At 65.8% G+C, this 25,169-nt stretch carries 22 protein-coding genes; 11 read left to right on the top strand and 11 right to left on the bottom strand.

From position 1 onward, the window contains the following. Nucleotides 1-35: 35 nt before the first annotated feature. Genes QRQ56_RS09500 through QRQ56_RS09490 form a run of 3 tightly spaced genes read right to left on the bottom strand, consistent with a single transcriptional unit; the run spans nt 36 to nt 3,424 of the window. Nucleotides 36-1,115 (bottom strand): D-TA family PLP-dependent enzyme, encoded by a 1,080-nt coding sequence (locus QRQ56_RS09500; protein ID WP_438739287.1) that lies wholly within the window; start codon nt 1,113-1,115, stop codon nt 36-38. 3 nt (nt 1,116-1,118) lie between these two features. Beyond that, nucleotides 1,119-2,930, bottom strand: a complete 1,812-nt coding sequence (locus QRQ56_RS09495; protein WP_438739285.1) for an ABC-F family ATP-binding cassette domain-containing protein — start codon at nt 2,928-2,930, stop codon at nt 1,119-1,121. Nucleotides 2,931-2,932: 2 nt separating this feature from the next. Continuing rightward, complete coding sequence (locus QRQ56_RS09490) at nt 2,933-3,424, bottom strand: YaiI/YqxD family protein (RefSeq protein ID WP_438739284.1); 492 nt, start codon at nt 3,422-3,424, stop codon at nt 2,933-2,935. A gap of 106 nt (nt 3,425-3,530) precedes the next feature. Here QRQ56_RS09490 and QRQ56_RS09485 point away from each other — a divergent pair, with 106 nt between their 5' ends. Continuing rightward, nucleotides 3,531-4,331: a hypothetical protein gene (locus QRQ56_RS09485; protein ID WP_438739282.1), complete on the top strand. Its 801-nt coding sequence runs from the start codon at nt 3,531-3,533 to the stop codon at nt 4,329-4,331. 204 nt (nt 4,332-4,535) lie between these two features. On the opposite strand, the gene QRQ56_RS09480 is transcribed toward QRQ56_RS09485, so the two are convergent. After that, nucleotides 4,536-5,396, bottom strand: a complete 861-nt coding sequence (locus tag QRQ56_RS09480) for a tetratricopeptide repeat protein (RefSeq protein WP_438739280.1) — start codon at nt 5,394-5,396, stop codon at nt 4,536-4,538. Nucleotides 5,397-5,441: 45 nt separating this feature from the next. Continuing rightward, entirely contained in the window at nt 5,442-7,814 is a 2,373-nt protein-coding gene (locus QRQ56_RS09475; RefSeq protein WP_438739279.1) for a xanthine dehydrogenase family protein molybdopterin-binding subunit, read from the bottom strand. 211 nt (nt 7,815-8,025) lie between these two features. On the opposite strand from QRQ56_RS09475, the gene QRQ56_RS09470 reads away from it, so the two are divergent. The 4 genes from QRQ56_RS09470 (at nt 8,026) to QRQ56_RS09455 (ending at nt 13,188) form a co-directional block, all read left to right on the top strand. Next, nucleotides 8,026-9,096, top strand: coding sequence for a Ppx/GppA phosphatase family protein (locus tag QRQ56_RS09470; protein WP_438739277.1), 1,071 nt, complete (start codon nt 8,026-8,028; stop codon nt 9,094-9,096). Between the two features lies 1 nt (nt 9,097). Continuing rightward, nucleotides 9,098-9,778: an RlmE family RNA methyltransferase gene (locus tag QRQ56_RS09465; RefSeq protein ID WP_438739276.1), complete on the top strand. Its 681-nt coding sequence runs from the start codon at nt 9,098-9,100 to the stop codon at nt 9,776-9,778. A gap of 180 nt (nt 9,779-9,958) precedes the next feature. Further along, the gene (locus QRQ56_RS09460; RefSeq protein WP_438739274.1) at nt 9,959-12,451 is read left to right on the top strand and encodes an ATP-binding protein; all 2,493 of its coding nucleotides are present in this window, start codon (nt 9,959-9,961) and stop codon (nt 12,449-12,451) included. 47 nt (nt 12,452-12,498) lie between these two features. Next, on the top strand, nt 12,499-13,188 hold the full coding sequence (locus tag QRQ56_RS09455; protein WP_438739272.1) for a response regulator transcription factor: 690 nt from the start codon (nt 12,499-12,501) through the stop codon (nt 13,186-13,188). Between the two features lie 12 nt (nt 13,189-13,200). Here QRQ56_RS09455 and QRQ56_RS09450 read toward each other — a convergent pair whose 3' ends face one another. Further along, nucleotides 13,201-14,691, bottom strand: coding sequence for a DHA2 family efflux MFS transporter permease subunit (locus QRQ56_RS09450; RefSeq protein WP_438739270.1), 1,491 nt, complete (start codon nt 14,689-14,691; stop codon nt 13,201-13,203). A 485-nt stretch (nt 14,692-15,176) separates the two neighbouring features. Here QRQ56_RS09450 and guaB point away from each other — a divergent pair, with 485 nt between their 5' ends. The 3 genes from guaB (at nt 15,177) to QRQ56_RS09435 (ending at nt 18,375) form a co-directional block, all read left to right on the top strand. Next, the gene (gene guaB / locus QRQ56_RS09445) at nt 15,177-16,670 is read left to right on the top strand and encodes an IMP dehydrogenase (protein ID WP_438739268.1); all 1,494 of its coding nucleotides are present in this window, start codon (nt 15,177-15,179) and stop codon (nt 16,668-16,670) included. A 212-nt stretch (nt 16,671-16,882) separates the two neighbouring features. Beyond that, on the top strand, nt 16,883-17,905 hold the full coding sequence (locus QRQ56_RS09440; RefSeq protein WP_438739267.1) for an NADP-dependent oxidoreductase: 1,023 nt from the start codon (nt 16,883-16,885) through the stop codon (nt 17,903-17,905). A 170-nt stretch (nt 17,906-18,075) separates the two neighbouring features. Continuing rightward, the gene (locus tag QRQ56_RS09435) at nt 18,076-18,375 is read left to right on the top strand and encodes a hypothetical protein (RefSeq protein ID WP_438739266.1); all 300 of its coding nucleotides are present in this window, start codon (nt 18,076-18,078) and stop codon (nt 18,373-18,375) included. Between the two features lie 15 nt (nt 18,376-18,390). On the opposite strand, the gene QRQ56_RS09430 is transcribed toward QRQ56_RS09435, so the two are convergent. Together QRQ56_RS09430 and QRQ56_RS09425 are read right to left on the bottom strand one after the other, a co-directional pair. After that, nucleotides 18,391-19,233 carry a metallophosphoesterase family protein gene (locus QRQ56_RS09430; RefSeq protein WP_438739264.1) on the bottom strand — a complete coding sequence of 281 codons (843 nt, stop codon included), beginning with the start codon at nt 19,231-19,233 and terminating at the stop codon, nt 18,391-18,393. Nucleotides 19,234-19,302: 69 nt separating this feature from the next. After that, entirely contained in the window at nt 19,303-19,917 is a 615-nt protein-coding gene (locus QRQ56_RS09425; RefSeq protein ID WP_438739263.1) for an acriflavin resistance protein, read from the bottom strand. Nucleotides 19,918-20,071: 154 nt separating this feature from the next. On the opposite strand from QRQ56_RS09425, the gene QRQ56_RS09420 reads away from it, so the two are divergent. Together QRQ56_RS09420 and QRQ56_RS09415 are read left to right on the top strand one after the other, a co-directional pair. Beyond that, nucleotides 20,072-20,494, top strand: coding sequence for an MAPEG family protein (locus QRQ56_RS09420; protein ID WP_298242595.1), 423 nt, complete (start codon nt 20,072-20,074; stop codon nt 20,492-20,494). 58 nt (nt 20,495-20,552) lie between these two features. After that, nucleotides 20,553-21,851: an RsmB/NOP family class I SAM-dependent RNA methyltransferase gene (locus QRQ56_RS09415; protein WP_438739261.1), complete on the top strand. Its 1,299-nt coding sequence runs from the start codon at nt 20,553-20,555 to the stop codon at nt 21,849-21,851. 231 nt (nt 21,852-22,082) lie between these two features. Here QRQ56_RS09415 and QRQ56_RS09410 read toward each other — a convergent pair whose 3' ends face one another. The 3 genes from QRQ56_RS09410 to QRQ56_RS09400 all read right to left on the bottom strand — a co-directional run bounded on the left by QRQ56_RS09410 (nt 22,083) and on the right by QRQ56_RS09400 (nt 23,411). Next, nucleotides 22,083-22,292, bottom strand: coding sequence for a cold-shock protein (locus tag QRQ56_RS09410; protein ID WP_008141931.1), 210 nt, complete (start codon nt 22,290-22,292; stop codon nt 22,083-22,085). 263 nt (nt 22,293-22,555) lie between these two features. Next, nucleotides 22,556-22,888 (bottom strand): DHCW motif cupin fold protein, encoded by a 333-nt coding sequence (locus QRQ56_RS09405; RefSeq protein WP_438739259.1) that lies wholly within the window; start codon nt 22,886-22,888, stop codon nt 22,556-22,558. Nucleotides 22,889-23,039: 151 nt separating this feature from the next. After that, nucleotides 23,040-23,411 (bottom strand): nuclear transport factor 2 family protein, encoded by a 372-nt coding sequence (locus QRQ56_RS09400; RefSeq protein WP_438739258.1) that lies wholly within the window; start codon nt 23,409-23,411, stop codon nt 23,040-23,042. Nucleotides 23,412-23,559: 148 nt separating this feature from the next. On the opposite strand from QRQ56_RS09400, the gene guaA reads away from it, so the two are divergent. Further along, nucleotides 23,560-25,158 carry a glutamine-hydrolyzing GMP synthase gene (gene guaA, locus QRQ56_RS09395; protein ID WP_438739256.1) on the top strand — a complete coding sequence of 533 codons (1,599 nt, stop codon included), beginning with the start codon at nt 23,560-23,562 and terminating at the stop codon, nt 25,156-25,158. Nucleotides 25,159-25,169 lie beyond the last annotated feature (11 nt).

Raw genomic sequence — 25,169 nt, 5'->3', positions numbered from 1 at the left:
GGGTTTCGCTGCGCTCTACCCATCCTACGCAGCCCCTACCGCAACTTCCCGCGCGCCGCCACCGGCAGCGTGCCGATGATTTCCTCGCCGCGGACCATCACCACCTCGTCCATCATGTTGACGACGACGCAGACGTGGTTCGGCACGATGCGGACGACGTCGCCGACGTTCGGGCGGGTGTTGCTGCGGGAGAGGTCGAGGAAGCCGTGCTCCTCGGCGAACTTGGCGATCTTGGCCTCGGGGTGCTCCAGGATCAGGCCGTGGCCGTCGAGGCCGCCGGTGTCCGTGGTCAGCGTCTTCGAGCCGGCGTCGAGGATGCCGCGCTCGGGCGCGGCGCGGCTCACCACGGTCGAATAGATGTGCAGCGCGCAGTCGTCCCAGGTCGCCGAGCCCGCGGCGACCTGCATGCGGTCGTTGTAGATGTAGGTACCGAAACGGTGCTCGGTGCCGCCTTTGAGCTTGCCGATATTCTTCAAGTTCGGGGTACCGCCGGTGGAGATAATCTTGGCATCGAGTCCGTGCGCGCGCACGCCGGCCAGCGCTTCGTCGAGGAATTTCTGTGCGTCGCCCCAGCCGGTCTCGGTCGGGTACATCATGAAGCCGGCAAACTCCAATCCCTTCGATCCCGCGATCTCGCGCGCCAGCGCAATCGCCTCCGCCGGCGTCTCGACGCCCGCGCGCTTGCGCCCGGTATCGCACTCGACCACGACCGAAAGCGGGCGGCCGGACGCCGCGGCGGCCTTGGGCAGGCCGGCGACGACGGTCGAATTGTCGGCGGCCACCGTCATGTTGGTCTTGGCATTCAGTGCGCCGAGACGCGCCATCTTCTCCTCGCCGAGGAGGTTGTAGCTGATCAGGATATCGTCGATGCCGGCATTGGCCATGATCTCGGCCTCGCCGATCTTCTGGCAGGTGATGCCCTTGGCGCCGGCCGCGACCTGCATCTTGGCAATGCTCGGATTCTTGTGCGTCTTGATGTGCGGGCGATTGGCAACGCCGGCACCGTCGCAGGCCTTCTGGATCCGCGCGATGTTGCGCTCGACCCGCTCCATGTCGATGACGGCGCAGGGCGTGCCGTATTCACGGGCGATTTTTGCGGCGAGGGGAGTGGTCATTGATTATGCCTGTTCTATCTCTTCGCGAAGCATTTCAAGTTCAAGCCAGCGCTCTTCGGCGGCAGACAGTTCGTCATGCGCCTTGGCGATGGCGGCCGACGTATCGTCGAATTTCTTCCGATCCTTGGCATAGAGATTGGGATCGTCGAGCACGCGCTGCAGCCTGGCGATATCGGCCTGCAACGCTTCCATCTTCTTCGGCAGCGTCTCCAGCGCGTGCTTCTCGTTGAAGCTGAGCTTGCGCTTGGGCGCGGAGGAGGGAGCTATGGCGCGCTCCTCCTTCTTCTCCGCAGGCGGTTGCGCCTTTGCCGTCTCGCGCTTCAGATCCGCGCCACGCTGGCTCAGCATGTCGCTATAGCCGCCGGCATATTCGGTCCACTTGCCGTTGCCCTCCGGTGCGATCACGGAGGTGACGACCCGGTCGAGGAAGTCGCGGTCGTGGCTGATCAGGATGACCGTGCCGTCGTAGTCGCCGAGCATCTCCTCGAGCACGTCGAGGGTTTCGAGATCGAGATCGTTGGTCGGCTCGTCCAGCACCAGCAGGTTCGAGGGCTTTGCCAGTGCGCGCGCCAGCATCAATCGGCCGCGCTCACCACCGGAGAGCACTTCCACCGGCGTGCCGCGCTGCTCCTGCGCGAACAGGAAGTCCTTCATGTAGCCGACGACATGCTTCGGCCTGCCGCCGACCATGATCTGGTCGCCGCGGCCGCCAGTCAGTGCCTCCGCGAGCGTCGATTTGGGATCGAGGCTCTCGCGGTGCTGGTCGAGCGTGGCCGTCTCCAGATTGGCTCCCAATCGCACGGTGCCGGAGTCGGGCTGCGCCCCGCCCGTCAACAGATTGACCAACGTGGTCTTGCCGGCGCCGTTCGGTCCGATGATGCCGAGCCGGTCGCCGCGCTGAATGCGGGTCGAGAAGTTCTCGACGATCTTGCGCTCGCCATAGGCCTTGCTGATGCCCTTGGCCTCGATCACCAGCTTGCCGGACTGCTCCGCCTCGCTCGCCGCGAGACTGGCGGTGCCGGCGGTGCCGCGATAATTGCGGCGCTGGTCGCGCAGCGTATGCAGATTGGCGAGCCGCTTGACGTTGCGCTTGCGGCGGCCGGAGACGCCGTGACGAAGCCAGTGCTCCTCGTCGACGATCTTGCGATCGAGCTTGTGCTGGTCGCGCTCTTCCTCGGCCAGCACCTCGTCGCGCCAGGTCTCGAACGAGGCAAAGCCGCGGTCGATCTGCTTGATCCTGCCGCGGTCGAGCCACGCTGTGGAGCGCGACAGATTGGTCAGGAAGCGGCGGTCGTGGCTGATGATGACGAGCGCGCTGCGCCTGGAGTCGAGCTCCTGCTCCAGCCATTCGATGGTGGCGAGATCAAGATGGTTGGTCGGCTCGTCCAGCAGCAGGATGTCGGGCGAGGGCGCGAGCACAAAAGCCAGCGCCGCGCGGCGTGCCTCGCCGCCGGAGAGATTGTGCGGGTTCTCGTCGCCCGTGAGCCCGAGCTGCTCAAGCAGATAGCGCGCCTGGTGCTGGTCGTCGCCGCCCGCGAGCCCGGACTCGACATAGGCGAGCGTGGTTTTGTGCTCGCCGAAATCAGGCTCCTGCGGCAGATAGCGCACGGTGGCGCCGGGCTGCACGAAGCGCGTGCCGCCGTCGGGCTCGACGAGGCCGGCCGCGATCTTCAGCAGCGTCGATTTGCCGGAGCCGTTGCGGCCGATCAGGCAGACGCGCTCGCTCGGTGCGACATTGAGCTCGACGCCCGACAGCAGCGGCGTGCCGCCAAAGGTCAGCTTGATGTCCTTGAGTTGGATCAGCGGGGGCGCCATCGTCAGCCTTGATGTGTTGCAGCCTGATCGGCGCGACGGCGCTGGATCCGGCGCAGCGTCTGGTCGAGCGCCGAGAGGAAGGTGGAGCGGTCGCGGGCTGCGAACGAGCGCGGGCCGCCCGTGACTTCGCCGGCCGAGCGCAGATCGGTCATGAGATTGCGCACCGCCAGCGTCATGCCGATCGATTCTTCGGTGAACGGCTTGCCGTTCGGCGCGATCACGTCGGCGCCGGCCTTGACGCAGCGGCTCGCCAGCGGAATGTCGGAGGTGATGACCACGTCGCCCGCCCTGGCCCGCTCGGCGATCCAGTCGTCGGCGGCGTCCATGCCGCTGCCGGCGGCGATGCGCTCGATCAGGGGATCGTGGGGCACGCGGATGAAGTTGCCCGCGACGACGCTGACGGGCACGCCGTGCCGGAGCGCGACGCGGTAAATCTCATCCTTCACCGGACAGGCGTCGGCGTCGACATAGATGCGGGTGGGGGTATCGGTCATTCCGCCGCGTGGTACCCCATTCGGGCCGCAAAGGCGAGGGGATTGACCGCTGTTCCCCGGGGCCTACGATCGGCCCCGAAACAACAAGAATATGGGAACGCCAGCCATGCCGGACCGGCTCGAAACCTACCGCGTCGAAGCCTACAACACCGCCAAACAATCCGAAAACAAGATGCACGACGACAATGTGGCGCGTCGCTTCGGCTTTTCCGGCGGGCTGGTCCCGGGCGTCGACGTCTTCGCCTACATGATGCACGTGCCGATCGCGCGCTGGGGCCGCGATTTCCTGTCGCGTGGCCTGATCGAGGCCCGCTTCATCAAGCCGGTCTATGACGGCGAGACCGCCGATGTCGATGCGACCGAGCACAACGGCTTGCTGACGATCGAGGTATTCAGCCGGACCGAGCTGTGCGCGACGGGGACGGCCTCGCTGCCGGCGGCTGCGCCGGCGGTGTCCTTGAGCGACTATGTCGCGGTCCCCGCCGTGGCCGAGCGCAAGCCGGTCAGTCCTGCGACCTTCGAAATGGGCAAATGGCTGGGCACGATTCCGCGCCGCTGGGCCGGGCAGGATGCCGCGGACTATCTCGCCGATGTCAGGGAGAACGATCCGATCTTCGCGCGCGAGGGGCTTGGCCATCCCGGCCTGATCCAGCGCGTGATGAACCGCGTGCTGGTGGACAACACTGTCCTGGGTCCGTGGATCCACGTCGGCAGCCGCATGCAATTGCTGTCCGCCGCGCGCGCCGGCGACGAGATCACCGCGCGGGCCAGGGTGATCGCGAACTACGAGAAGAAGGGGCACCGTTTCGTCGGGCTCGACGCGCTCGTCGTCGCCAACGGCACCACCGCGCTGGCGCATTGCCAGCACACCGCGATCTACCAGCCGCGTGAGCAGGCGGCGGCGTAGGGAGCTATAGCGTCTAGAGTACTTACGGCGTTCGAGGTCTCACTCCAAACGCGGTGTCATGCCCCGCGGAGGCGGGGCATCCAGTACGCCGCGGCTCCTCGGTTCTAGCCCCGCCGTCTCTGGAATACTGGATCACCCGCCTTCGCGGGTGATGACAGTTGTGGGTGTGGAGGCGACGGCGCAGGCCAGCCACCGCGAGACCACTCACCCCAGCCGCTGCAACTCCGCGACGGCTGCGACATGTTCGTTGAACCACGGCGGGCAGGCCTCGGCGGCCGCCTGCAATGCCGTCCTTGCCTCCGCGTGCTCACCGCGGAGCAGATGCCACTGCCCCAGATAGAATTGTGCTTCGCCGGCATCATCGGGTGTGCCGGCGGCCGCGAGCATCGTATCGGCCGCGACCCGTCCGAGGTAGAAGCCGACCACAGCCGACGGCCAATGCCAGATCCTAACCTTGGTTGCGTCCGTCTCCAGCGCCGTCGTCGCCGCATCCTCATCCGTCCTGGCGCGGGCAAGATGCAGGAAGAGCAAGGCGTAGGTGTCGTTCGCGACCTCGAAGGCGCGTTGCAGGTCCGGGATCGCGGCCCTGAAATCTCCGCGGCAGAAGTGAGCCAGGCCGCGCTGCTTGAGGCAATTGGGTTCCTTGAGCGCAAGATCGATCGCCGTCGTCAGGCTGCGGACCGCGCTGTCAAAATCGTGCTTGCAGAAATAGGCGGCTCCAAGCTCCGTATGGGCGTCTTTGAGGCGCGGAGATAGCGCAATGGCTGCGAGCTGATCTGCAATGGCACGATCGAAATCGCCCAAGAACTTCCAGGAAATTCCGCGGCTGCTGTAGGCGGTCGCCAGGCGTGGAGCGATCGCGATGGATCTGTCGAGGTCGGCGATCGATCCGCGGTAGTTTCCCATTCCCTGCAGCGCCACGCCCCGGTCATGGTGAGCGTACGGATTGCCGGGCTCGAGCTCCAACACCTTGCTCAGCCGTTCCGCGGCGCGATCGAATTGATCGCGCCGCATAGCGGCGTTGGCTCGGAAATAATGGAATACGATCTTCAGTCGCCGCAGCATGTTGCCATTGCCGATGCTGCCATGTTCGACGGAGAGATGCTGCCCTTACGCCGCCTTGCCCTTCGCGTCCTGGATCGCGCGCCACACGCGCTCCGAGGTCAGCGGCATGTCGATATGCTTGATGCCGTAATCCGAGAGCGCATCGAGCACGGCGTTCACCACCGTCGACAGGCTGCCGGCGCAGCCGGCTTCGCCGCAGCCCTTGCTGCCGAGCGGGTTGGTCGTGGCGGGCACGGGATGATCGCCGACGGTCATGTTCGGCACGTCCTCGGCACGCGGCAGGGCGTAGTCCATCAGCGAGCCCGTGATCGGTTGGCCGCTCTCGTCGTAGCGGATGTGCTCCATCAGCGCCTGGCCGATGCCCTGCACGACGCCGCCATGGAGCTGGCCCGCGACCAGCAGCGGGTTGATCACCGTGCCGAAATCGTTGACCGCGCTGTAGCGCACGATCTGCACCACGCCGGTGTCGGGGTCGATCTCGACCTCGGCGACGTGGCAGCCGTTCGGGAAGGCGGAGGCGACCGGATCGCTGGTGTGGTCGACGTCGAGGCTGTCAGGCACGCCGTCGGGCACCTTGCCGTCATGCAGCTTCCTGGCAAGCTCCATGATGTCGATGCTGCGATCGGTGCCGGCGATGGTGAAGCTGCCGCCTTCGAATTCGATGTCGGCTTCCGACGCCTCCAGCATGTGCGCCGCGGCGCGCTTGCCCTTCTCGATGACGAGCTTGGCGGCCCCCACGATGGCCTGGCCGGTCGCGGTGATCGAGCGCGAGCCGCCGGTGCCGTTGCCGGTGTGGACGATGTCGCTGTCGCCCTGAACGAGCTTGATGGCGTCAAAGGGGATGCCGAGCTGCGCGCTCAGCACCTGCGCGAACGGCGTGGCATGGCCCTGGCCGTAATCGAGCGTGCCGGTGATGAGCTGCACGGTGCCGTCCGCATCGAACACGAGCTTGCCGAGCTCGGGGCTCGGCGGCGCGGTGACCTCGAGATAGGAGCCGACGGCGATGCCGCGCAGCTTGCCGGCCTTCTTGCTCTCCTTCTTGCGCCTGGCGAAGTTCTCGTGGTCGGAGATTTCCAGCGCTTTGTTGAACACGGCCTGGAAGTCGCCGCTGTCATAGGTGACGCCGGAGGAGGCCGCGAACGGGATCTGGCTCGGCTTGATGAAATTGCGCTTGCGCAACGTGAGCCGGTTGATGCCCATCTCGTCGGCGGCGCGGTCGATCAGCCGCTCCATGTAATAGTTCGCCTCGGGCCGGCCGGCGCCGCGATAGGCGCCCATCAGCGTGGTGTTGGTTAGCACCACCTTGATGTCGACGGCCATCAGCGGTGTACGGTAGACGCTGGAGAAGTTCTTGCCGGTGTTGAGCGAGAGCGGGCCCGGCGCGACGCCGGTGATGTAGGCACCGAGATTGCCATAGCCCTCGAGCTTGGCCGCAAGGAAATGGCCCTCGGCGTCGAGCGCGAGCTCGGCGTGGATCTTCTGTGCGCGGCCGTGGCTGTCGGAGAGGAAGCTGGTCGAGCGCTCGTCGAGCCACTTCACCGGCTTTCCCAATTCCCTCGCCGCGTACAGGATGCACATGTACTCGGGATAGTTGATGTTCTTCATGCCGAAGGAGCCGCCGACATTGGCGGTGAGGATGCGCACCTTCTCGTTCGGCACTTTCAGGTTCTTGGCGAGGTTGGCGCGGTTGCCGGCCACGCCCTGCGTCGGGACCTGCAACGTATAGCGTTCGGTCTTCTTGTCGTAGGAGGCAAGGCCGACGCGGGGCTCCATCGAGACCACGGCGACACGGGTGTTCTCGATGTCGACTTTGGTGACATGGGCGGCGCTGGCGAAGGCCGCGTTGACCTTGTCCATGTCGCCATAATGGTAGTCGAGCGCGACGTTGCTCGGGATGTGGTCGTAAAGCTGCGGCGCGCCGGGCTTGGCGGCTTCCTCGGGGTCGGTCACAGCCGGCAGCGGCTCGATGTCGAGCTCGACCGCCTCCGCGGCATCGCGGGCCTGCGCCAGCGTCTCGGCCACGACGAAGGCGACGGGATCGCCGACGAAGCGGACCTTGTCGGTCGCCAGCGGCTGGCGGTTGGTCTGCAGGAGGGGCGAGCCGTCGCGGCTCTTCAGCGGCAGGCCACAGGTGAAGGGGCCGTAGCCGGCGGCGTCCAGATCCTTGCCGGTCCATACGCCGAGCACGCCCGGCATCGCCTTGGCGGCATCGATCCCGATGCCACGGATGGTGCCATGGGCATGGGTGGAGCGGACGACCACGGCATAGGCCTGGGCGGGCAGGTTGAAATCGTCGGTATAGCGGCCCTTGCCGCGCACCAGCGTGTCGTCCTCCTTGCGGCGAACGGGCTGCCCGACGCCATATTTTTGCAGTGCAATAGCGTTTTCGAGCGTGGACGATTTGGCGTGTTCTTGCATGGAATTGACCTGAAAAGCCGGCAGATGCGCGTTTTGGGGGACGCTTGGAGGACCGGACTCTTCAAAAATAGCCCACCACCCCGTTCACGACAACGCACGAATGGGCATGGTCCCATGTGATGCGTTGTTGCGCATACCCGCCGCGCTGCTAATATTTCAGGCGAAAAAGCAATTCCAGACCGGCCCGACCGGCCGCGGAAAGACAGTTTGTATGAATGACCACACGCGGCTCCGCGACGGCCTTGCGCCGCACGGTGAGCTGGAGGGGTCGATGGCGGCGGTGGCATTGGCCACCGAGCCGACCGTCCCCGCGCAAGCGGGAACCGGCGTCTATGCGGCGCTGGACCTCGGCACCAACAATTGCAGGCTGCTGATCGCCTGTCCGACCCAGGACGGCTTTCGCGTCGTCGATTCCTTCTCGCGCATCATCCGGCTCGGGGAGGGGGTCTCTGCGACCGGCTCGATCAGCGAAGCGGCGATCGAGCGGGCGATCGCGGCGCTTAGCATCTGCCGGGACAAGATCACTCTGCGCAAGGCGCGCCGGCTGCGGCTGATCGCAACCGAAGCCTGCCGCGCGGCCTCGAACGCGGATGGCTTCCGCAGCCGCGTCGCGGCCGAGACCGGCATCGAGCTGGAGGTGATCGACCGCGAGACCGAAGCCGCGCTCGCCGTGGTCGGCTGCTCGCCGCTGGTCGACCCCAGGGGACGGGGGGCGATCCTGTTCGACATCGGCGGCGGCTCGACCGAATTGGTGCGGATCGAGCGCGACGCGCAAAATCCCGAGCCGCGCATCAAGGCCTGGATGTCGATCCCCTATGGCGTGGTGACGCTTGCCGAGCAGTTCGGCGGCCGCGACGTGACGCCCGAGATTTACGCCGCGATGGAGCAGGAGGTCGCAAACCACGTCGCGCCTTTCGCGGAAGTACACGGTGGCGATCTCGCCGACATGCATCTGCTCGGCACGTCGGGCACGGTGACGACGCTCGCCGGCATCCATCTCAATCTCGCACGCTACGACCGTCGCCGCATCGACAGCATCTGGATGAACGATTCCGACATCACCGCGACCATCAACAAGCTGCTCGGCATGAGCTACGAGGAGCGCGCGAACAACAGCTGCATCAGCGTCGAGCGCGCCGATCTCGTGCTCGCGGGCTGCGCCATCCTTGATGCCATCCGTCGCTCCTTCCCGCTGCCGCGCCTGCGCGTCGCCGACCGGGGCCTGCGCGAAGGCATGCTGGTCGAGATGATGCGCGAGGACGGCGCGCTCAGGAGCTGGTGAGATGGCGAAAGACACCACCGGCCGCTTGCACGTTCAGGTCAAGACCGGCGGCAAGCGCAAATTGTCGTCAAAGCTTTGGCTCGAACGCCAGCTCAACGATCCCTATGTCGCCAAGGCGAAGGCGGCGGGCTATCGCTCGCGCGCCGCGTTCAAGCTGCTGGAGATCGACGACAAGTTCCGGATCCTGAAACCCGGCATGGCCGTGGTCGACCTTGGCGCGGCGCCCGGCGGCTGGAGCCAGATCGCCGCGAAACGCGTCGGATCGGTGGAAGGCAAGGGCAAGGTCGTCGCGATCGACCTGCTCGAGATGCCCGAGATTCCCGGCGTCGAATTCGCGCAGCTCGACTTCATGGACAATGACGCGCCCGAGAAGCTCACGGCGATGCTGGGCGGCGGCGCCGACGTCGTGATGTCCGACATGGCCGCCAACACCACCGGCCATCGCAAGACCGACCAGCTCCGCATCGTCGGCTTGGTCGAAACCGCGGCGTCGTTCGCCTGCGACGTGCTCAAGCCTGGCGGCGCGTTCCTGGCAAAGACCTTCCAGAGCGGCGCGGACGCCGATCTGCTTGCCCAGCTCAAGCGCGACTTCGCCACCGTGCGCCACGTCAAACCGGCGGCGAGCCGGCAGGATTCCTCGGAGCGCTACGTACTGGCGACCGGGTTTCGGGGCGGGACCTGAGCGCGCGCCTCGTCCTTCGAGACGGCGCTCAAGCGTAACCTCCCACATGCGATTGCCCTGATCATCAACGGCGGTTGATCGTGAACGCGGCGCGCGGGGCGCGGCGGAATTGGCGCTGGACGAGCGCGAGGTGCTCCTGCAAAGGAGGCGCGTGGTTGGCGTGCGAGGAGAAGGGCCGGAATGCCGGCGGTAGAATTCGACCTTCGCGGGGGCATAGGGCCGAGCGGCGAATTTCGTGACGGCAAGATGGAGGAGGTGTTCTCCGCGAGCGCCTGGCGGTCGGCGCGGGCGATGGCGCTGCTCTGCATCCTCGCCGAGACGGCCGCGAGCCTGTCGTTCGCGCCGCTGGATGTCCTGATGCTGGCCGGCCCGCGGCTGGCATTCTTCATCGAGATCCGGATCCTGATCGCACTCGCGGGGCTTGCCGCCGTATTGGCGGTGCTGCGGACGACCCGATACGACCGCATCGTCGCGGTCACCTATGTGCACCAGATTGCGTTCTTCTCGCTGAACGCGCTGGTGTTCAACCAGCCCAGCCTGACCCGTCACGGCGGATTGCTGCTGCCGCTGATCGCCATCGCTCTCAACCTCTGCGTCCCCGGGCGATTCCGCTGGGTCGCGCTGCTGAGCGCCTATGCGCCAACGGTCAGCCTGTTGTTCTGGGCGGTGCTCAGGCCAGATCCGGAGAGTCCGCTCGACCTGACCATCATCGTGCTGGTCATCCTGGTCGGCTACGTCGTCGGTGCGATGGCGCGCACCCAGTTCAACCGTCTCAGGCGCGAGGAATATCTGCGCATCGCGCGCGAGCAGCAGATCAACCTCGATTTGCGCGAAGCCAAGGACGCCGCGGAGGCGGCAGCAAAGGTCAAGGCCGACTTCCTGGCCGTCATGAGCCACGAGATCCGCACGCCCATGAACGGAATTCTCGGCATGGCGCAATTGGCACTGGATGATCCGTTGCCGCTGTCCCAGCGCAGGCGGGTTTCGACCATCCGCTCCTCGGCGCAGGGGCTGCTCAAGATTCTCGACGACATCCTCGATATTTCGAAGCTCGAGCGAAACGCCGATATTTACGAACGTTCGCCGTTCGACGTCAGGCAGGGTCTGCGCGAGATCGTCAACCTGATGTCGCCGCGCGCGCATGAGAAGGGGCTGACACTGCAGCTTGCGATTTCGCCGGCGGTGCCGCGCTGGGTGCTGGGCGATCAGTCGCGGTTGCGGCAGATTCTCTTCAACCTGATCGGCAACGCCCTGAAGTTCACCAGCCGGGGAGGTGTCACGGTCGAGGTCTCCGCGGTGCGCGTGCAGGACGAGGCGATTGTCGTCTTTTGTGTCGAGGATACCGGCATCGGCATTCCGCCCGAGCAAAAGGCCCGGCTGTTTCAATCCTTCGAACAGGGCGATGCCTCGATCCGCCGGCGCTTCGGCGGTACGGGCCTGGGCCTTGCGATCTGCAAGCGGCTCGTCGAGGGCATGAAGGGGCAGATCGAAGCCGAGAGCACGCCGGGGCTCGGCAGCCGCTTCCGCTTCTCGTTGCCGCTGCCGGCCGCCGACGGGCCGGCCGTGCGCGATGCGGCGGCGGAGGCGCTCGCGCCGGCGAGGCCCTTGAACCTGCTGCTGGTCGAGGATCTCCAGATCAATGCGGCCGTCGCGCGCGGTATCCTCGAGCGGGCAGGTCACCGGATCGCGCTGGTCAAGTCGGGCGAGCAGGCGATCGAGTTGGTCCGCAGCGCGCGTTTCGACGCTGTGCTCATGGATTTGCAGATGCCTGACGTCGACGGGCTGGAGGCCACGCGGCGAATTCGCAATCTGGCCTCGCCGCAAAGCAACGTGCCGATCGTGGCCTTGACCGCCAACGTCATGGCGGAGGATGTCGAGGCCTGCCGTGCGGCGGGGATGGACGGTCATCTGGCCAAGCCGATCGATGTTGCGGCCCTGCATCGCACGATCGAGGCTGCGCTGACGAGCCGGCGCTGGTCCGTGGCCGGGCCCGGCGCTCTGCTCAACGCCGGCGGTGATGTCCTCGTGGTGGGCGATGCGCACAAGGCCGCGCACGATCCGCTCCGGCGCCTCGGTTTTCGCGTTTTCCCGGCCGCCTCGTTCGAGGCCGCCGGTGCCATGCTAACGGCGCGCGACTTCGCGGCGATCGTCGCGGTCGCGCCGCCGCCCGGATTCGTAGAGGCGCTACGTTCCCGTGCTCCGGATCAGGGCAAGCGCGTCTTCATCATCGCGGCGGCCGCACCGGAGGAGGGCGCCCGCCTGCTGGAGGAAGGCGCCGATCTCCTGCTGGCCGCGACGCTGCCTGCTGACGAGATCGCCTGGAAGATCGAGGCGTTCCTCGCCGCGGAAGCTCCCGACAGCGCATTCACGCTCGAAGAGGTGTTCGGGCGCGATCGCATCGACGAATTCCAGGAGATGTTTGCCGACAGCCTGCAGGAGCTCGACCGCGCGCTGGCGCGAAGCGATCTGACGCCGAAGGAGCTGGCGGGGATCGCCCACCGCATCAAGGGTAGCGCGGCCAATCTGCGCATGTCCGAACTTGCCGCCAGCGCGGACGATGCGATGATCGCCGCAAGGACCGTGCTGGCGGGTCTTCGTGATCGGGACGAGGCCGTCAACGCACTCCGCCGGCAGATCGGTCTCGTGTTGAAGGAGCAGGGCGCCGTCGGTTGAGGTGCCGCGGCCCCCGTGCGGCCGTCAGAAGTGAGTTCGGAAAGTCGATGTCGACCAGTGTGCTCGTTGTTGAGGATGCGCCGGAAATCCGGCTGATGCTGACCTCGTTCCTGAAGGAGCAGGGCATGACCGCGCATGGCGTCGCGACCGGCGCCGAGCTGCGCACGACCTTGCCCACGCTGCGGCCGGACATCGTCCTGCTCGACATCAACCTTCCGGACGCCGACGGCATCGCGCTGGCGCGCGAGCTGCGGCTCGGCGAACAATGCGGGCTGATCTTCGTCACCAGCCGCGACTCCGAGGACGACATGCTGTCGGGGCTCGATGCCGGCGGCGACGACTACGTCTCCAAGCCGATCAATTTGCGTACGCTGCTGGCGCGCATCCGCAGCGTGCTGCGGCGGACGACGGAGCAGATCATCACCTTCGACGGCTGGATCCTCGATCCGGTCCGGCGCGAGCTGTTCCGCCCCGACGGCAGCATGGTCCAGTTGACCGCGGGGGAGTTCAACATCCTCGCCGCGCTCGCCTCGCGCATGACGCAGCCGCTCAGCCGCGATTTCCTGCTCGACGTCATCTCGAACCGCGATCCCAGGGAGATCAGCGAGCACACGGTCGATAATCTGATCGTGCGGCTGCGCCGCAAGATGCAGCTCGACGGAGTGGCCGCGCCGATCGCGACCGTGCGCGGTGTCGGCTACGCCCTGGTCCCGCTGCAGCCGGTCGCCCGGTCCTGAGCGGGCCGGCGGCTACCCCAGCCGCTGGTCCCGCACGTCCTGCGTATCCTCGGTCGCGGTCTTGACCGCGGCGTTGGCCGCGCTCTTCGCGGCGCCCTTGCGGCTTGCGATCTCCACCGCCTTGCGGCCCGAGATCTCGTGGCCGGCGTCAACCGGCATCTGCCAGAAGAACCAGCTCGAGGCTGCCGAAGTCAGCGCGATCACAACGAAGGCCGGCGCGAACACGGTGGCGTCGATCTCGCTGACATGGTGGTGCCACATCGTCGTCTCCACGCACGCCGCGCCGACCGCGACGCCCGCGGAGACCGCGAGCTGCTGGTTGACGCTGACGAGGGTGGTGGCGCGGCTCATCTGCGCGCTCTCGACGTCGGCATAGGCGACCGTGTTGATCGCGGTGAACTCCAGCGAGCGGAAGAAGCCGCCGACCACCAGGATGACCATGATGATCAGCAGCGGCGTCGTCACCGTGAACAGCGCGCAGACGGCGAGGAAGACCGCGCTGACGATCGCGTTCACTGTCATCAAATTGCGGAAGCCGAAGGTGCGGATTAGGCGTGCCGCGAGCGTCTTCATGCCCATGGCCCCGAGCGAGGAGGCGAAGGTGACGAGGCCGGAATGGAACGGCGACAGCCCGAAGCCGATCTGCATCAAGAGCGGCAGCAGGAAGGGCAGCGCACCGATGCCGAGCCGGAACAGGAAGCCGCCGAGCACGGCGGCGCGCAGCGTCGGCAGCTTCAAAAGCGAGAAATCGAGCACGGGCGAGCCGGTGCGCCGGGCGTGAATGACGTAGAGCGTCATCGAGATCGCGCCGCCGGCAATCAGCGCCGCGACCGTGCTCCAGGGCAGCAAATTGAGACCGGCAACCGAAAGGCCGAAAGCAATGCCCGCGAGCCCGATGCCGGCCAGCACCATGCCGTAGAGATCGAACGGCTCGCGTTCGTCGCTCTTGATGGGGTCGATGAACTTCAGCGCCATGAAGATGCCGAGCAGCCCGATCGGGATGTTGATCAGGAAGATCCAGTGCCACGACGCATAGGTCGTGATGAAGCCGCCGAGCGGAGGTCCGATCACCGGACCGATCAGGGCCGGGACCGTCACCCACGCCATGGCGTTGACCAGCGCGCTCTTGTCCACCGAGCGCAGCAGCACGAGGCGCCCGACCGGCGTCATCATCGCCCCGCCCATGCCCTGCAGGATGCGCGCGAACACGAAATCGGTCACCGAGGACGACAGCGCGCAGCCGACCGATCCGACCATGAACACGCCGACCGCGATCGCGAACACCATCCGTGCGCCGAACCGGTCGGCGGTCCAGCCGCTCGCCGGGATGAACACCGCGAGCGACAACAGATAGGACGTGATCGCGAGCTTCAGCGTCAGCGGGCTGGTGCCGATATCGGCCGCGATCGCCGGCAGCGAGGTGGCGATCACGGTCGAGTCCATGTTCTCCATAAAGAGAGCAGTGGCGACGATCAGCGGAATGATGCGTTGCTTGTCCACCATGAGGGATTGGTCATGAAAATCAGAAGGAAGGGTGCTTGCGGCTTATCATCGCCGTCCGCCTGCGACCATTGCGGATCGACGCATAGCACCTAGATCCTGCGTAACAACGGTGTGACCGATTTTCGTCGTTCCGGGGCGCGTTGGTTCTAACTCTGGCGTCATTCCGGGGCGAGCCTCTTGGCGCGAACCCGGAATCTATTGGGCCGCGGGATCGCTGTGGGATGGATTCCGGGTTCGCGACTTTGTCGCGCCCCGGAATGACAGCGGTTGGGCGGCTGCGTAGGCTATCCCCGCCGAATTTACGTAAAAAGCCTGTGCATGGCTGGCCAGCCGTCCGAATTGCTTTGATTCGTCACGCGGCCGTGCTATCGACCCGCGTCAACCCCACCGATGGGCTCCGATTCTCAAGGCGATGCCGCAAGGTACGCCGAGGGCGGCGCTCATCCATTAGCATTTGCGGCAAGGCCGCAGGAAGGAGTTGGCAAATGGCCACGGTGCAACTTCAGGGCATCCGCGAAGCCTTTACGTTCGACGACGTGCTGCTGAAGCCGGGCCTGTCGGACGTCATGCCGGGCGAGGTCGACATCCGCTCCCGCGTCACCCGCGCCATTCCGCTCAACATCCCGATCATGGCCTCCGCCATGGACACCGTCACCGAAGCCCGCATGGCGATCGCCATGGCGCAGGCCGGCGGCCTCGGCGTCATCCACCGCAATTTCGATCCCGAAGGGCAGGCCGCCCAGGTGCGCCAGGTCAAGCGCTACGAGTCGGGCATGGTGGTGAACCCGCTCACCATCAGCCCCGAGGCCACGCTCGACGATGCGCTCAAGCTGATGAGCGACCACGGCATCTCCGGCATTCCCGTCGTCACCGGCGCCGGCAAGAACACGCCCGGCAAGCTGGTAGGCATTCTCACCAACCGCGACGTGCGCTTTGCCACCGACCGCCGGCAAAAAGTCTCCGAGCTGATGACGCATGAAGGCCTCGTCACGGTCCGCGAGAATGTCAGCCAGGACGAAGCGCGGCGGATGCTGCACCAGCATCGCATCGAGAAGCTGCTGGTCGTCGACGAGCAATATCGCTGCGTCGGCCTGATCACCGTCAAGGACATGGAGAAGGCGGTCGCCCATCCGCTCGCCTGCAAGGACGCGCAGGGGCGCCTGCGCGTCGCCGCCGCCACCACCGTCGGCGATACCGGCTTCGAGCGTACCGAGCGCCTGATCGATGCCGGCGTCGACCTCGTCGTCGTCGACACCGCGCATGGCCATTCGCGTCACGTGCTGCATGCGGTGAATCGCATCAAGCGGCTCTCGAACTCGGTGCAGGTCGTCGCCGGCAACGTCGCCACCACCGAAGGCACGCAGGCGCTGATCGACGCGGGCGCCGACTGCATCAAGGTCGGCATCGGTCCGGGCTCGATCTGCACCACGCGCATCGTCGCCGGCGTCGGCGTTCCCCAGCTCACCGCGATCATGGACGCGGTGGAGGCGGCGAAGAAGGCCGACATTCCCGTCATCGCCGATGGCGGCATCAAGTTCTCCGGCGATCTTGCCAAGGCGCTCGCAGCCGGTGCCGATATCGCCATGGTCGGCTCGCTGCTCGCTGGCACCGACGAGACGCCGGGCGAAGTGTTCCTGTGGCAGGGCCGTTCCTACAAGGCCTATCGCGGCATGGGCTCGGTCGGCGCGATGGCGCGCGGCTCCGCCGACCGCTACTTCCAGCAGGACATCAAGGACACGCTCAAGCTCGTGCCGGAAGGCATCGAGGGCCAGGTGCCTTACAAGGGCCCGGTCGGCAACGTCATGCACCAGCTCGCCGGCGGTCTTCGCGCCGCGATGGGCTATGTCGGCGCCAAGGACATGACGGAGCTGCACGACAAGGCCCAGTTCGTCCGCATCACCGGCGCGGGCCTGCGCGAAAGCCACGTCCACGACGTGACCATTACGCGCGAGAGCCCGAACTATCCGGGCGGGGGTTAGTCGTCGTTCGCGCTTGAATGACGGTGTCATGCCCCGCGAAGGCGGGGCATCCAGTACGCCGCGGCCTTTCGGTTCAGTTACAACCGTCTCGGAGTACTGGATCGCCCGCCTTCGCGGGCGATGACAGTGAGTTTGTCTCTCCACCGCTTTTGTATTGACGCGCCTCGCTGCCTCCGCTTCCGTTCACGCCGAAACGCAAATCGGAGGAAGCCATGTCTCAAGGCAAACGCATCGTTCTCGCCGCACGTCCCGTCGGCGAGCCCAAACCGTCTGATTTTCGTCTGGAGGAATTCGCGGTGCCGTCGGCCGGCGCGGGCGAAGTGCTGCTGCGCACGATCTGGCTGTCGCTCGATCCCTATATGCGCGGGCGCATGAGCGATGGTCCGTCCTACGCCGCACCGGTGCCGGTCGGCGGCGTGATGGAAGGTGAGGCGGTGAGCGAGGTCGTCGCCTCCAACAATCCGGACTTCGCCAAGGGCGACATCGTCCGTGCACGCACGGGCTGGCAGACCAACGCGATCTCGAACGGCAAGGGCCTGATCAAGGTCGATCCCAAGCTTGGTCCGATCTCGACCTCCATCGGCGTGCTCGGCATGCCCGGCATGACCGCGTATACGGGCCTGCTCGACATCGGCAAGCCGCAAGAAGGCGAGACCGTCGTCGTCGCCGGTGCCTCCGGTGCGGTCGGCTCGGCGGTGGGGCAGATCGCCAAGATCAAGGGCGCACGCGCGGTCGGCATCGCCGGCGGCAAGGACAAGTGCGACTACGTCGTGAAGGAACTTGGCTTCGATGCCTGTATCGATCACCGCGATCCTGATTTGGCGGCCAAGCTGAAGGACGCCTGCCCTAAGGGCATCGACGTCTATTTCGAGAATGTCGGCGGCGCCGTGTTCGAGGCGGTGTTCCCGCTGCTCAACCCGTTCGCCCGCGTGCCGGTCTGCGGCCTGATCGCGCATTACAACGACACCGAGGCCAAGCCGCCGAAATGGGCGGCCAGCATGATGCGCGCGACGCTGACCAAGCGGCTGACCTTCCGCGGCTTCATCGTCTCCGACTTCGCCTCGCGCCATGGCGACTTCCTGCGCGACATGTCGGGATGGGTCCGCGACGGCAAGGTCAAGTACAAGGAGTTCGTCACCGAGGGCCTGGAGAGCGCGCCCGGAGCCTTCATGGGCCTGCTGAAGGGCGCCAATTTCGGCAAGCAGCTGGTCCGGGTCGGGCCCGACAAGGCCTGACGCGACACAGGCCGGGACTCCCGTGGCTGCGAGGCCACACGCCGCCTGGAGATAGTTAAGAAAGAGTCACCAAATGGTCACACCTGCCCGCAAAACCCGCAGGTGTGACCGGCGGTTCATTGACGGGATCGCGAAGGCATTGAATCATCGTGCATATTTTGGGTGTTGCGATGATAGAGATCAGTGTTTTCTGCGTAATCCTGCTTGCGGCCGGCTATTGGACGACGATGTTCGTCATGGGCCGCCGCGATGACGTCATCCACGGCAAGTTCGTTCATGCCGAGGAGGAGCGTGATCTGACACGCGCCGCGATGCCGGCGCCGCCTCCGCCATTCCCGAAGCGCCCGGTCAAGCCGGCGCAGCCCGTCAGGTTGCCGCCTGCCAATGATGCCGGAGCCAAGCCGGTGAACAGCGCGGCGCTGCAGTCGTTGCTCGCCGCGATCCAGCAGGATCTCAAGAGCGTCGCCTGAGCCGATCGGAGCTCATCAATGCTCGCCGCCCATCTGGGCGAGCAGTTTCTCGATGTCGACATCGACCTGGCCTTTGGCCCTGACGTGGCGGACTTCGAAACTGTCGGGGCGGAAGCGGTACTCGACCAGCCCGACTTCCTTGATCGCGATCCGGTCCTGCCGTTGATCGTTGATGATGAAGCCGGCCGACGGCGCCCAGACGTGGCGGGTGTGCTGCCAGGTGAAGTCGCGCCGCTGGTGCACGTGCCCGCTGGCGACGAGGCGCAAATCGATCGTCCCCAGCATCTCGATCAGCCGCGCCCGCGCCGGCTGCGGCACGTAGCGGATCGAGGTCTCCGGCGTTTCGAGATCGTCGGGCTGGTTGAGGAAGAGCGGCTTGTGCACGAACAGCGCAACCGGCCTGCCGTTCGTGCGCGCGATCTGCATGCCCAGCCAGTCGAATTGCTCGGCCTCGAAGGCGAGCCCTGAATTCATCACCAGCGAATTGAGGCCGATGAAGCACCAGCCGGCGGCCTCGAACATCCAATGGTCGTCGCCGACGATGTCGCAGAATTGCCGGCGGTGCGCTTCGCTGACCGGAGGCTTCGGCGCAGGCCCGAGCGCGGTCGGATTGTCGCCGATGTCGTGATTGCCGGGGATGTAGCGGCAGGCCACGGGCAGGGCGTCGTGCAGGCCTTTTGCGAACACGACATCGTCGCGGCCGGTCGGACCGTCGAAGGCGACGTCGCCGGTGTTGACGACGAGATCGGGCCTGTTGGTATCGATGTGCTCGCTGACCGCCTGGAAGTTTGCGATCAGGCCGGGGAAGCGCCGGCCGAGATGCGTGTCGGAAATCTGCGTGAGGCGAAATTCGGACATGGCATCACCATATCCGCGCGCGCTTGTCGGAACGATGACGCGCAAGCGTCATCGGCGACCGAACAAAGTTTAAAGCACGCGATAGCGGATCGTGTAGCCGTCCTGCGGTGCGACCGCGCCCGTCATCGGCGAGGCGATGCGGTCGGCGAGGTGCCAGGGGCCGAACTGCTCGGAGCGATGCGGCTCGGCTGGCAGGCGGAGACGAAACTCGAACGTGCCCTTGCCGGGGAGGTTCACGACCAGCACGCGGTCGGCGGTGCGCTGGCTGAGCGCCACCGCGCCACGCAGGACCGAGCGTCCGTCGCCGAGTTCCTGCACGCCGCCAACCAGCGCCAGGGTCTGGTTGCGGTCGGTGTGCAACTCGATCTGGGTATCGGACACCGCCGTGAGAGTTTCCCGGGGCATGCGGATCTCGAACTCGACCGCCGGCTTGGACGGGTTGAGGCCGAGATAGGCCGCCGCAGCATGGCGCATGTCGTAGGCGGCGAAGGCGAACAGGACGAGCGCGGCGAGGGTGGCGAGGCCATGCCTGACCACGTCGCGCCAGGTTCGGTAGCTCAAGCGGAAGTAAACCGTCATCGCCAGCGCGACCGCGAGCGCCATTGCGATACCTGACAGGGCCGACATCAGGATACCGATCTGGCCGTCGGCGGATTCGGTCAAAAGGCTGGACAGGGTGGTCATGGCTGGCTCGCCGTGCGCCCCGAGGGGGCAAAATCGCTTTAACTGTCGGCAGTTGGTCGCGGAAGCGGGAACACGGGTTCAACTCGTTGATTGTCAGGACCACCAGACGCGGCTAATGACGGGCCGCGGCATGCCGCCTTACGGGAAAGTTCCGATGTCTATTCAGATGGTTCTGCTGCCTGTGTTCGTGCAGGTGGGACTCACCTTCGCGCTGCTGATCGGCATGGTGCTGGCGCGCCGTCGCACGCTGGTTGCGGGCGAGACCAAGATCCGCGACATCGCGCTGGGCGAGCCGAACTGGCCCAAGGGCGCCACGCAAATCGCCAATTGCTACCGCAACCAGTTCGAACTGCCGGTGCTGTTCTACGTCCTGATCGCGCTGGCGCTCCCGCTCCGCCATGCCGACCTGTTCATCGTGCTGATGTCCTGGGTGTTCGTGGTGACGCGGTTCGCCCATGCCGGCGTGTTCGTCTCCTCGAACGATCTCGGCCGCCGCTCCACGGTCTGGCTCGCTGGCTGCCTCGTGCTGCTGGCGATGTGGATCTACTTCGCGCTGAAGATGCTGTTGCTGATCTGACCCTTGCGCGCAATTCCTGACTTGCAAGATTCACTGCAAGCTTCACTGAAAGATTCAAATGACCCCCGCTGCCCGGCTGTCCGCAGCCATTGAACTGATCGACACAATCGAGAAGGACCGCGTGCCCGCGGCGAAGGCGCTGAAGGAGTGGGGCACCGCGCACCGCTTCGCCGGTTCCGGCGACCGCGCCGCGATCGCCGGCCTCGTCTGGGACGTGCTGCGCCGCTACGCCTCGAGCGCCTGGCTGATGGACGCGGATACCGCGCGCGCGCGGCTGATCGGCATGCTCAGGCTCGAACGCGCCATGGACGCGGCGACGATGGGCGCCCTGTTCGACGGCAGCCGCTTCGCGCCGGCGCCGCTGACCGAGGCCGAGCAGGCCGCACTCAGCCATCGCTCCCTGAAGGATGCGCCGGCCGCGATCGCCGGCGACTATCCCGATTGGCTCGATCCGTACCTGGCAAAAGTGTTCGGCGACGACCGTGCGGCGGAGGCCGCCGCGATGGCGAGCCGAGCCCCGCTCGACCTGCGCGTCAACACGCTAAAGTCCAATCGCGACAAGGTGCTGAAGGCGCTTGCTCATCTTCATGCAGAACCGACGCCATGGTCGGCAACGGGCCTCCGCATCGCGCTTTCGGCCGATGCGCGCAATCCCGGCATCCAGGCGGAAGAGGATTTCATCAAGGGCGGCGTTGAAGTGCAGGATGAGGGATCGCAGCTTGCGGCCCAGTTCACCGCGGCAAAGCCCGGCGAGCAGGTGATCGATCTCTGCGCCGGTGCCGGCGGCAAGACGCTGGCGCTTGCTGCCATGATGCAGGGCAAGGGCCGGCTGATCGCGACCGACCGCGACAAGCGCCAGCTCGCGCCGATCCACGAGCGGCTGTCGCGTGCCGGCGTCCATAATGCCGATGTCCGCACGCCCAAGGGCGAGGCCGATCCTCTCGCGGATATCCGTGGCAGCGCCGATCTCGTCGTGATCGACGCGCCCTGCACGGGAACCGGAACCTGGCGCCGCAACCCCGACGCCAAATGGCGCATGCGCCCCGGCGCGCTGGAGATTCGCCTACGCGACCAGACCGAGGTGCTGGAACGCGCGGCGCCGCTGGTAAAGTCGGGCGGCCGCATTGCCTATATTACGTGCTCGGTGCTGTCCGAAGAGAACGGCGAGCAGGTGAGGGCGTTCATGAGCCGTCATCCCGAATTCGCGGTCGTCCCGCCCGAGCAAACCGCGAGCGTACTCTGGGACAAGGCGGAGGATTTTGCGCAAGCCGCGCTGCAGTCGGCGGAGGGCTGGCTGATGACGCCGCGCCGCACCGGGACGGATGGGTTCTTCGTTTCGGTGCTGAAGAAGGCGTAGGTCCGTAGGGCGGATTAGCCGGCGGCTGCGCAAAACGCAGCGGTCGGCGTAATCCGCCGTGTCTCTCTCCGATGAGGCAGGTGTTGGCGGATTACGCTGCGCTAATCCGCCCTACAGCGCCGCGTCTGACGCCCCCAAACGCAAAAAACCCCGCGGACCGGATCCCGGTCGCGGGGTTTTCTAGCTCTAACGTTCTGCCGGTACGTCCGTGGTCAGAACGCTGCGCCGGCGTTAGCCGACGCGGAGATTGTCAGCCGACGACTTGCCGCTGCGGCGGTCGGCGACGATGTCGAACGAGACCTTCTGACCCTCGTTGAGGGAGGAGAGGCCAGCGCGCTCGACGGCGCTGATGTGCACGAACACGTCCTTCTGGCCGTCGTCCGGCTGGATGAAACCATAACCCTTTTGGGTGTTGAACCACTTCACGGTGCCCATAGCCATGGGATATTTCCTTTAGTTAGGTTGAGTACGCACGCGGATCATGACGCACCAATGCGCCCGTGATCCCTGATGAGTCGATGTTTGGAGAATTCATCTGAAGCGTGCGCGCCCGTCAGCAACGAAGCGAAGCGGCCCAGTCGTTCGGCCAAGTATCGATGATCACAATATAGCGAGAATTTGGGGCCACTTCAAGGCACCACCCGTAGTCCGAAACGTCGCGCGACTTTGCTATTTTGCGGTGCAAATTAACCGTCGGCCCCACCTCAGTCGACGATGAAGAGCGTCGCCCCGGTGGCCGTCGAGGACCGGTGCGCGGCGTCGCCGAAATCCGAGACCTGGTAGCTCATCCCCGCCGTCAGCTTGAATGTGCGCCCGTCACGCAGCTCGGAATCCAGCTCGCCCTTCAGCACGTAGAGCACGTGGCCGCGGTCGCACCAATGGTCGGCCAGATAGCCCGGAGAATACTCGACCATCCGCACCCGGAGCTCGCCGATATTGAGCGTGCGCCATGTCGCCTGTCCGGTCTCGCCGGCATGCATGGTGGCCTCGACCTTGCTCCAGTCGGTGACGGTGAAGGGGGAGGTGGGGAGCTTCATGGGGGAATCCTGTCTTAAGGGCCGGCAGTGCCTCTGTTAACGCACGCCGTCGCCCCAGTCTTCGTCATTACGAGCGCAGCGAAGCAATCCAGAAATGCATCCGCAGCGGCAGCCTGGATTGCTTCGCTGCGCTCGCAATGACGGGGATGGGCTAGTGCACCAAATGGTTCGCCGAGCCCTGCACGATCAGCCCGGCATCATTCACCCGCAGATATTCGCAGATCTTCTTCCCCCGCTCGTTGGCGTAGAACACCACGACGCTGTCGGGGCTGACGAACAGATCGATCAGCGTGAAATGCAGCTCCGGCAGCAGGCCGAGCGCCTTGCCCCAATAGGCGCGCAGCGCGTCCTTGCCGTGCACCGTGCCGCTGGCGTCAAAACCCATCATCGGGATGCGGTCCGAGGTCATCAGGACGGCCTCGTCGTAGAGCGTGAGCACGCGTTCGAGATCGCGCGCGTTCCAGGCCTCGACCCAGGTCCGGCCGAGCGCCGCGAGCGTGGATGGCTGGTGATGCCGTGACATGGCGTTCTCCCTGATCAGCCCCTGTTTTGAGAGCGAAGCATATAGGTCAATAATACTGACCTATATCCGTTTGTCCATGCCCAAAGAAGCATGTGGGCGCGCGGCGAGCGCGGTTGCGGGCAGGGCCGCGCCAGCGTATTTGCTGGCCATGACAGCAGCACAGAACGACCGCTCCGCGTCGACGCCCTCGGTGGCCTCGGCGCATGACAAGATTCTCATCGTCGACTTCGGCAGCCAGGTGACGCAGCTGATCGCGCGTCGCGTGCGCGAGGACGGCGTCTATTGCGAGATCGTCCCGTTCAACAAGGCCGAAGAGGCCTTCAAGGAGATGAAGCCTAAAGCGGTGATCCTCTCCGGCGGGCCGGAGTCGGTGCATGAAGCCGGCTCGCCCCGTGCCCCGCAAGCGATCTTCGATTCCGGCGTGCCCGTGATGGGCATCTGCTACGGCCAGATGACCATGGCCGCCCAGCTCGGCGGCGAGGTCGAGGGCGGTCATCACCGCGAATTCGGCCGCGCCGATGTCGAAGTCAAGGCCGACAGCCAGCTGTTCGCGGATGTCTGGTCCTCAGGCAGCAAGAACCAGGTCTGGATGAGTCACGGCGACCGCATCACCAGGATGCCGCCGGGCTTCTCGGTGGCCGGCACCTCGCCGAACGCGCCGTTCGCGATCATCCAGGACGAGAAGCGCAAGTACTACGGCCTGATGTTCCACCCCGAAGTGGTGCACACGCCCGACGGCGCCAAGCTGATCCGCAACTTCGTCCGCAAGATCGCCGGTCTCACCGGCGACTGGACCATGGGCGCCTTCCGCGCGGAAGAGATCGCCAAGATCCGCAGCCAGGTCGGCAAGGGCAAGGTGATCTGCGGCCTCTCCGGCGGCGTCGATTCCGCGGTCGCGGCCGTGTTGATCCACGAAGCCATCGGCGACCAGCTCACCTGCGTGTTCGTCGATCACGGCATGCTGCGTCTTGATGAGGCCAAGACCGTGGTCGATCTGTTCCGCCACCACTACAACATCCCGCTCGTGCACGTGGATGCCTCCAAGCAGTTCCTCGGCGAGCTCGAAGGCGTCACCGATCCCGAAAAAAAGCGCAAGACCATCGGCCGCCTCTTCATCGAGGTGTTCGAGCAGGAAGCCAAGAAGCTCGGCGGCGCCGACTTCCTGGCGCAGGGCACGCTCTACCCCGACGTGATCGAGAGCGTCTCCTTCACCGGCGGACCGTCAGTCACCATCAAGTCGCACCACAATGTCGGCGGTCTCCCCGAGCGCATGAACATGAAGCTCGTCGAGCCCCTGCGCGAGCTGTTCAAGGACGAGGTCCGCAAGCTCGGCTACGAGCTCGGCCTTCCCGAAATCTTTGTGGGCCGCCACCCGTTCCCGGGCCCGGGCCTCGCCATCCGCTGCCCCGGCGACATCACCCGCGACAAGCTCGACATCCTGCGCAAAGCGGACGCCGTCTATATCGACCAGATCCGCAAGCACGGCCTCTACGACGACATCTGGCAGGCCTTTGCCGTGCTGCTCCCGGTCAAGACCGTCGGCGTCATGGGCGACGGCCGCACCTACGACTACGTCGTGGGACTGCGCGCCGTGACCTCGACCGACGGCATGACCGCGGATTTCTACCAGTTCGACATGAAGTTCTTAGGCGAGACCGCGACGCGCATCATCAACGAGGTGAAGGGCGTGAACCGGGTCGTGTACGACGTGACCAGCAAGCCGCCTGGGACCATTGAGTGGGAGTAGGGGCTAGCGTG

This window comes from Bradyrhizobium sp. U531 (genome assembly GCF_051710265.1).
Taxonomy (GTDB): Bacteria; Pseudomonadota; Alphaproteobacteria; order Rhizobiales; family Xanthobacteraceae; genus Bradyrhizobium.
Note: the sequence above shows the minus strand (reverse complement) of the source record. Positions and strands in the feature narration are given on the sequence as shown.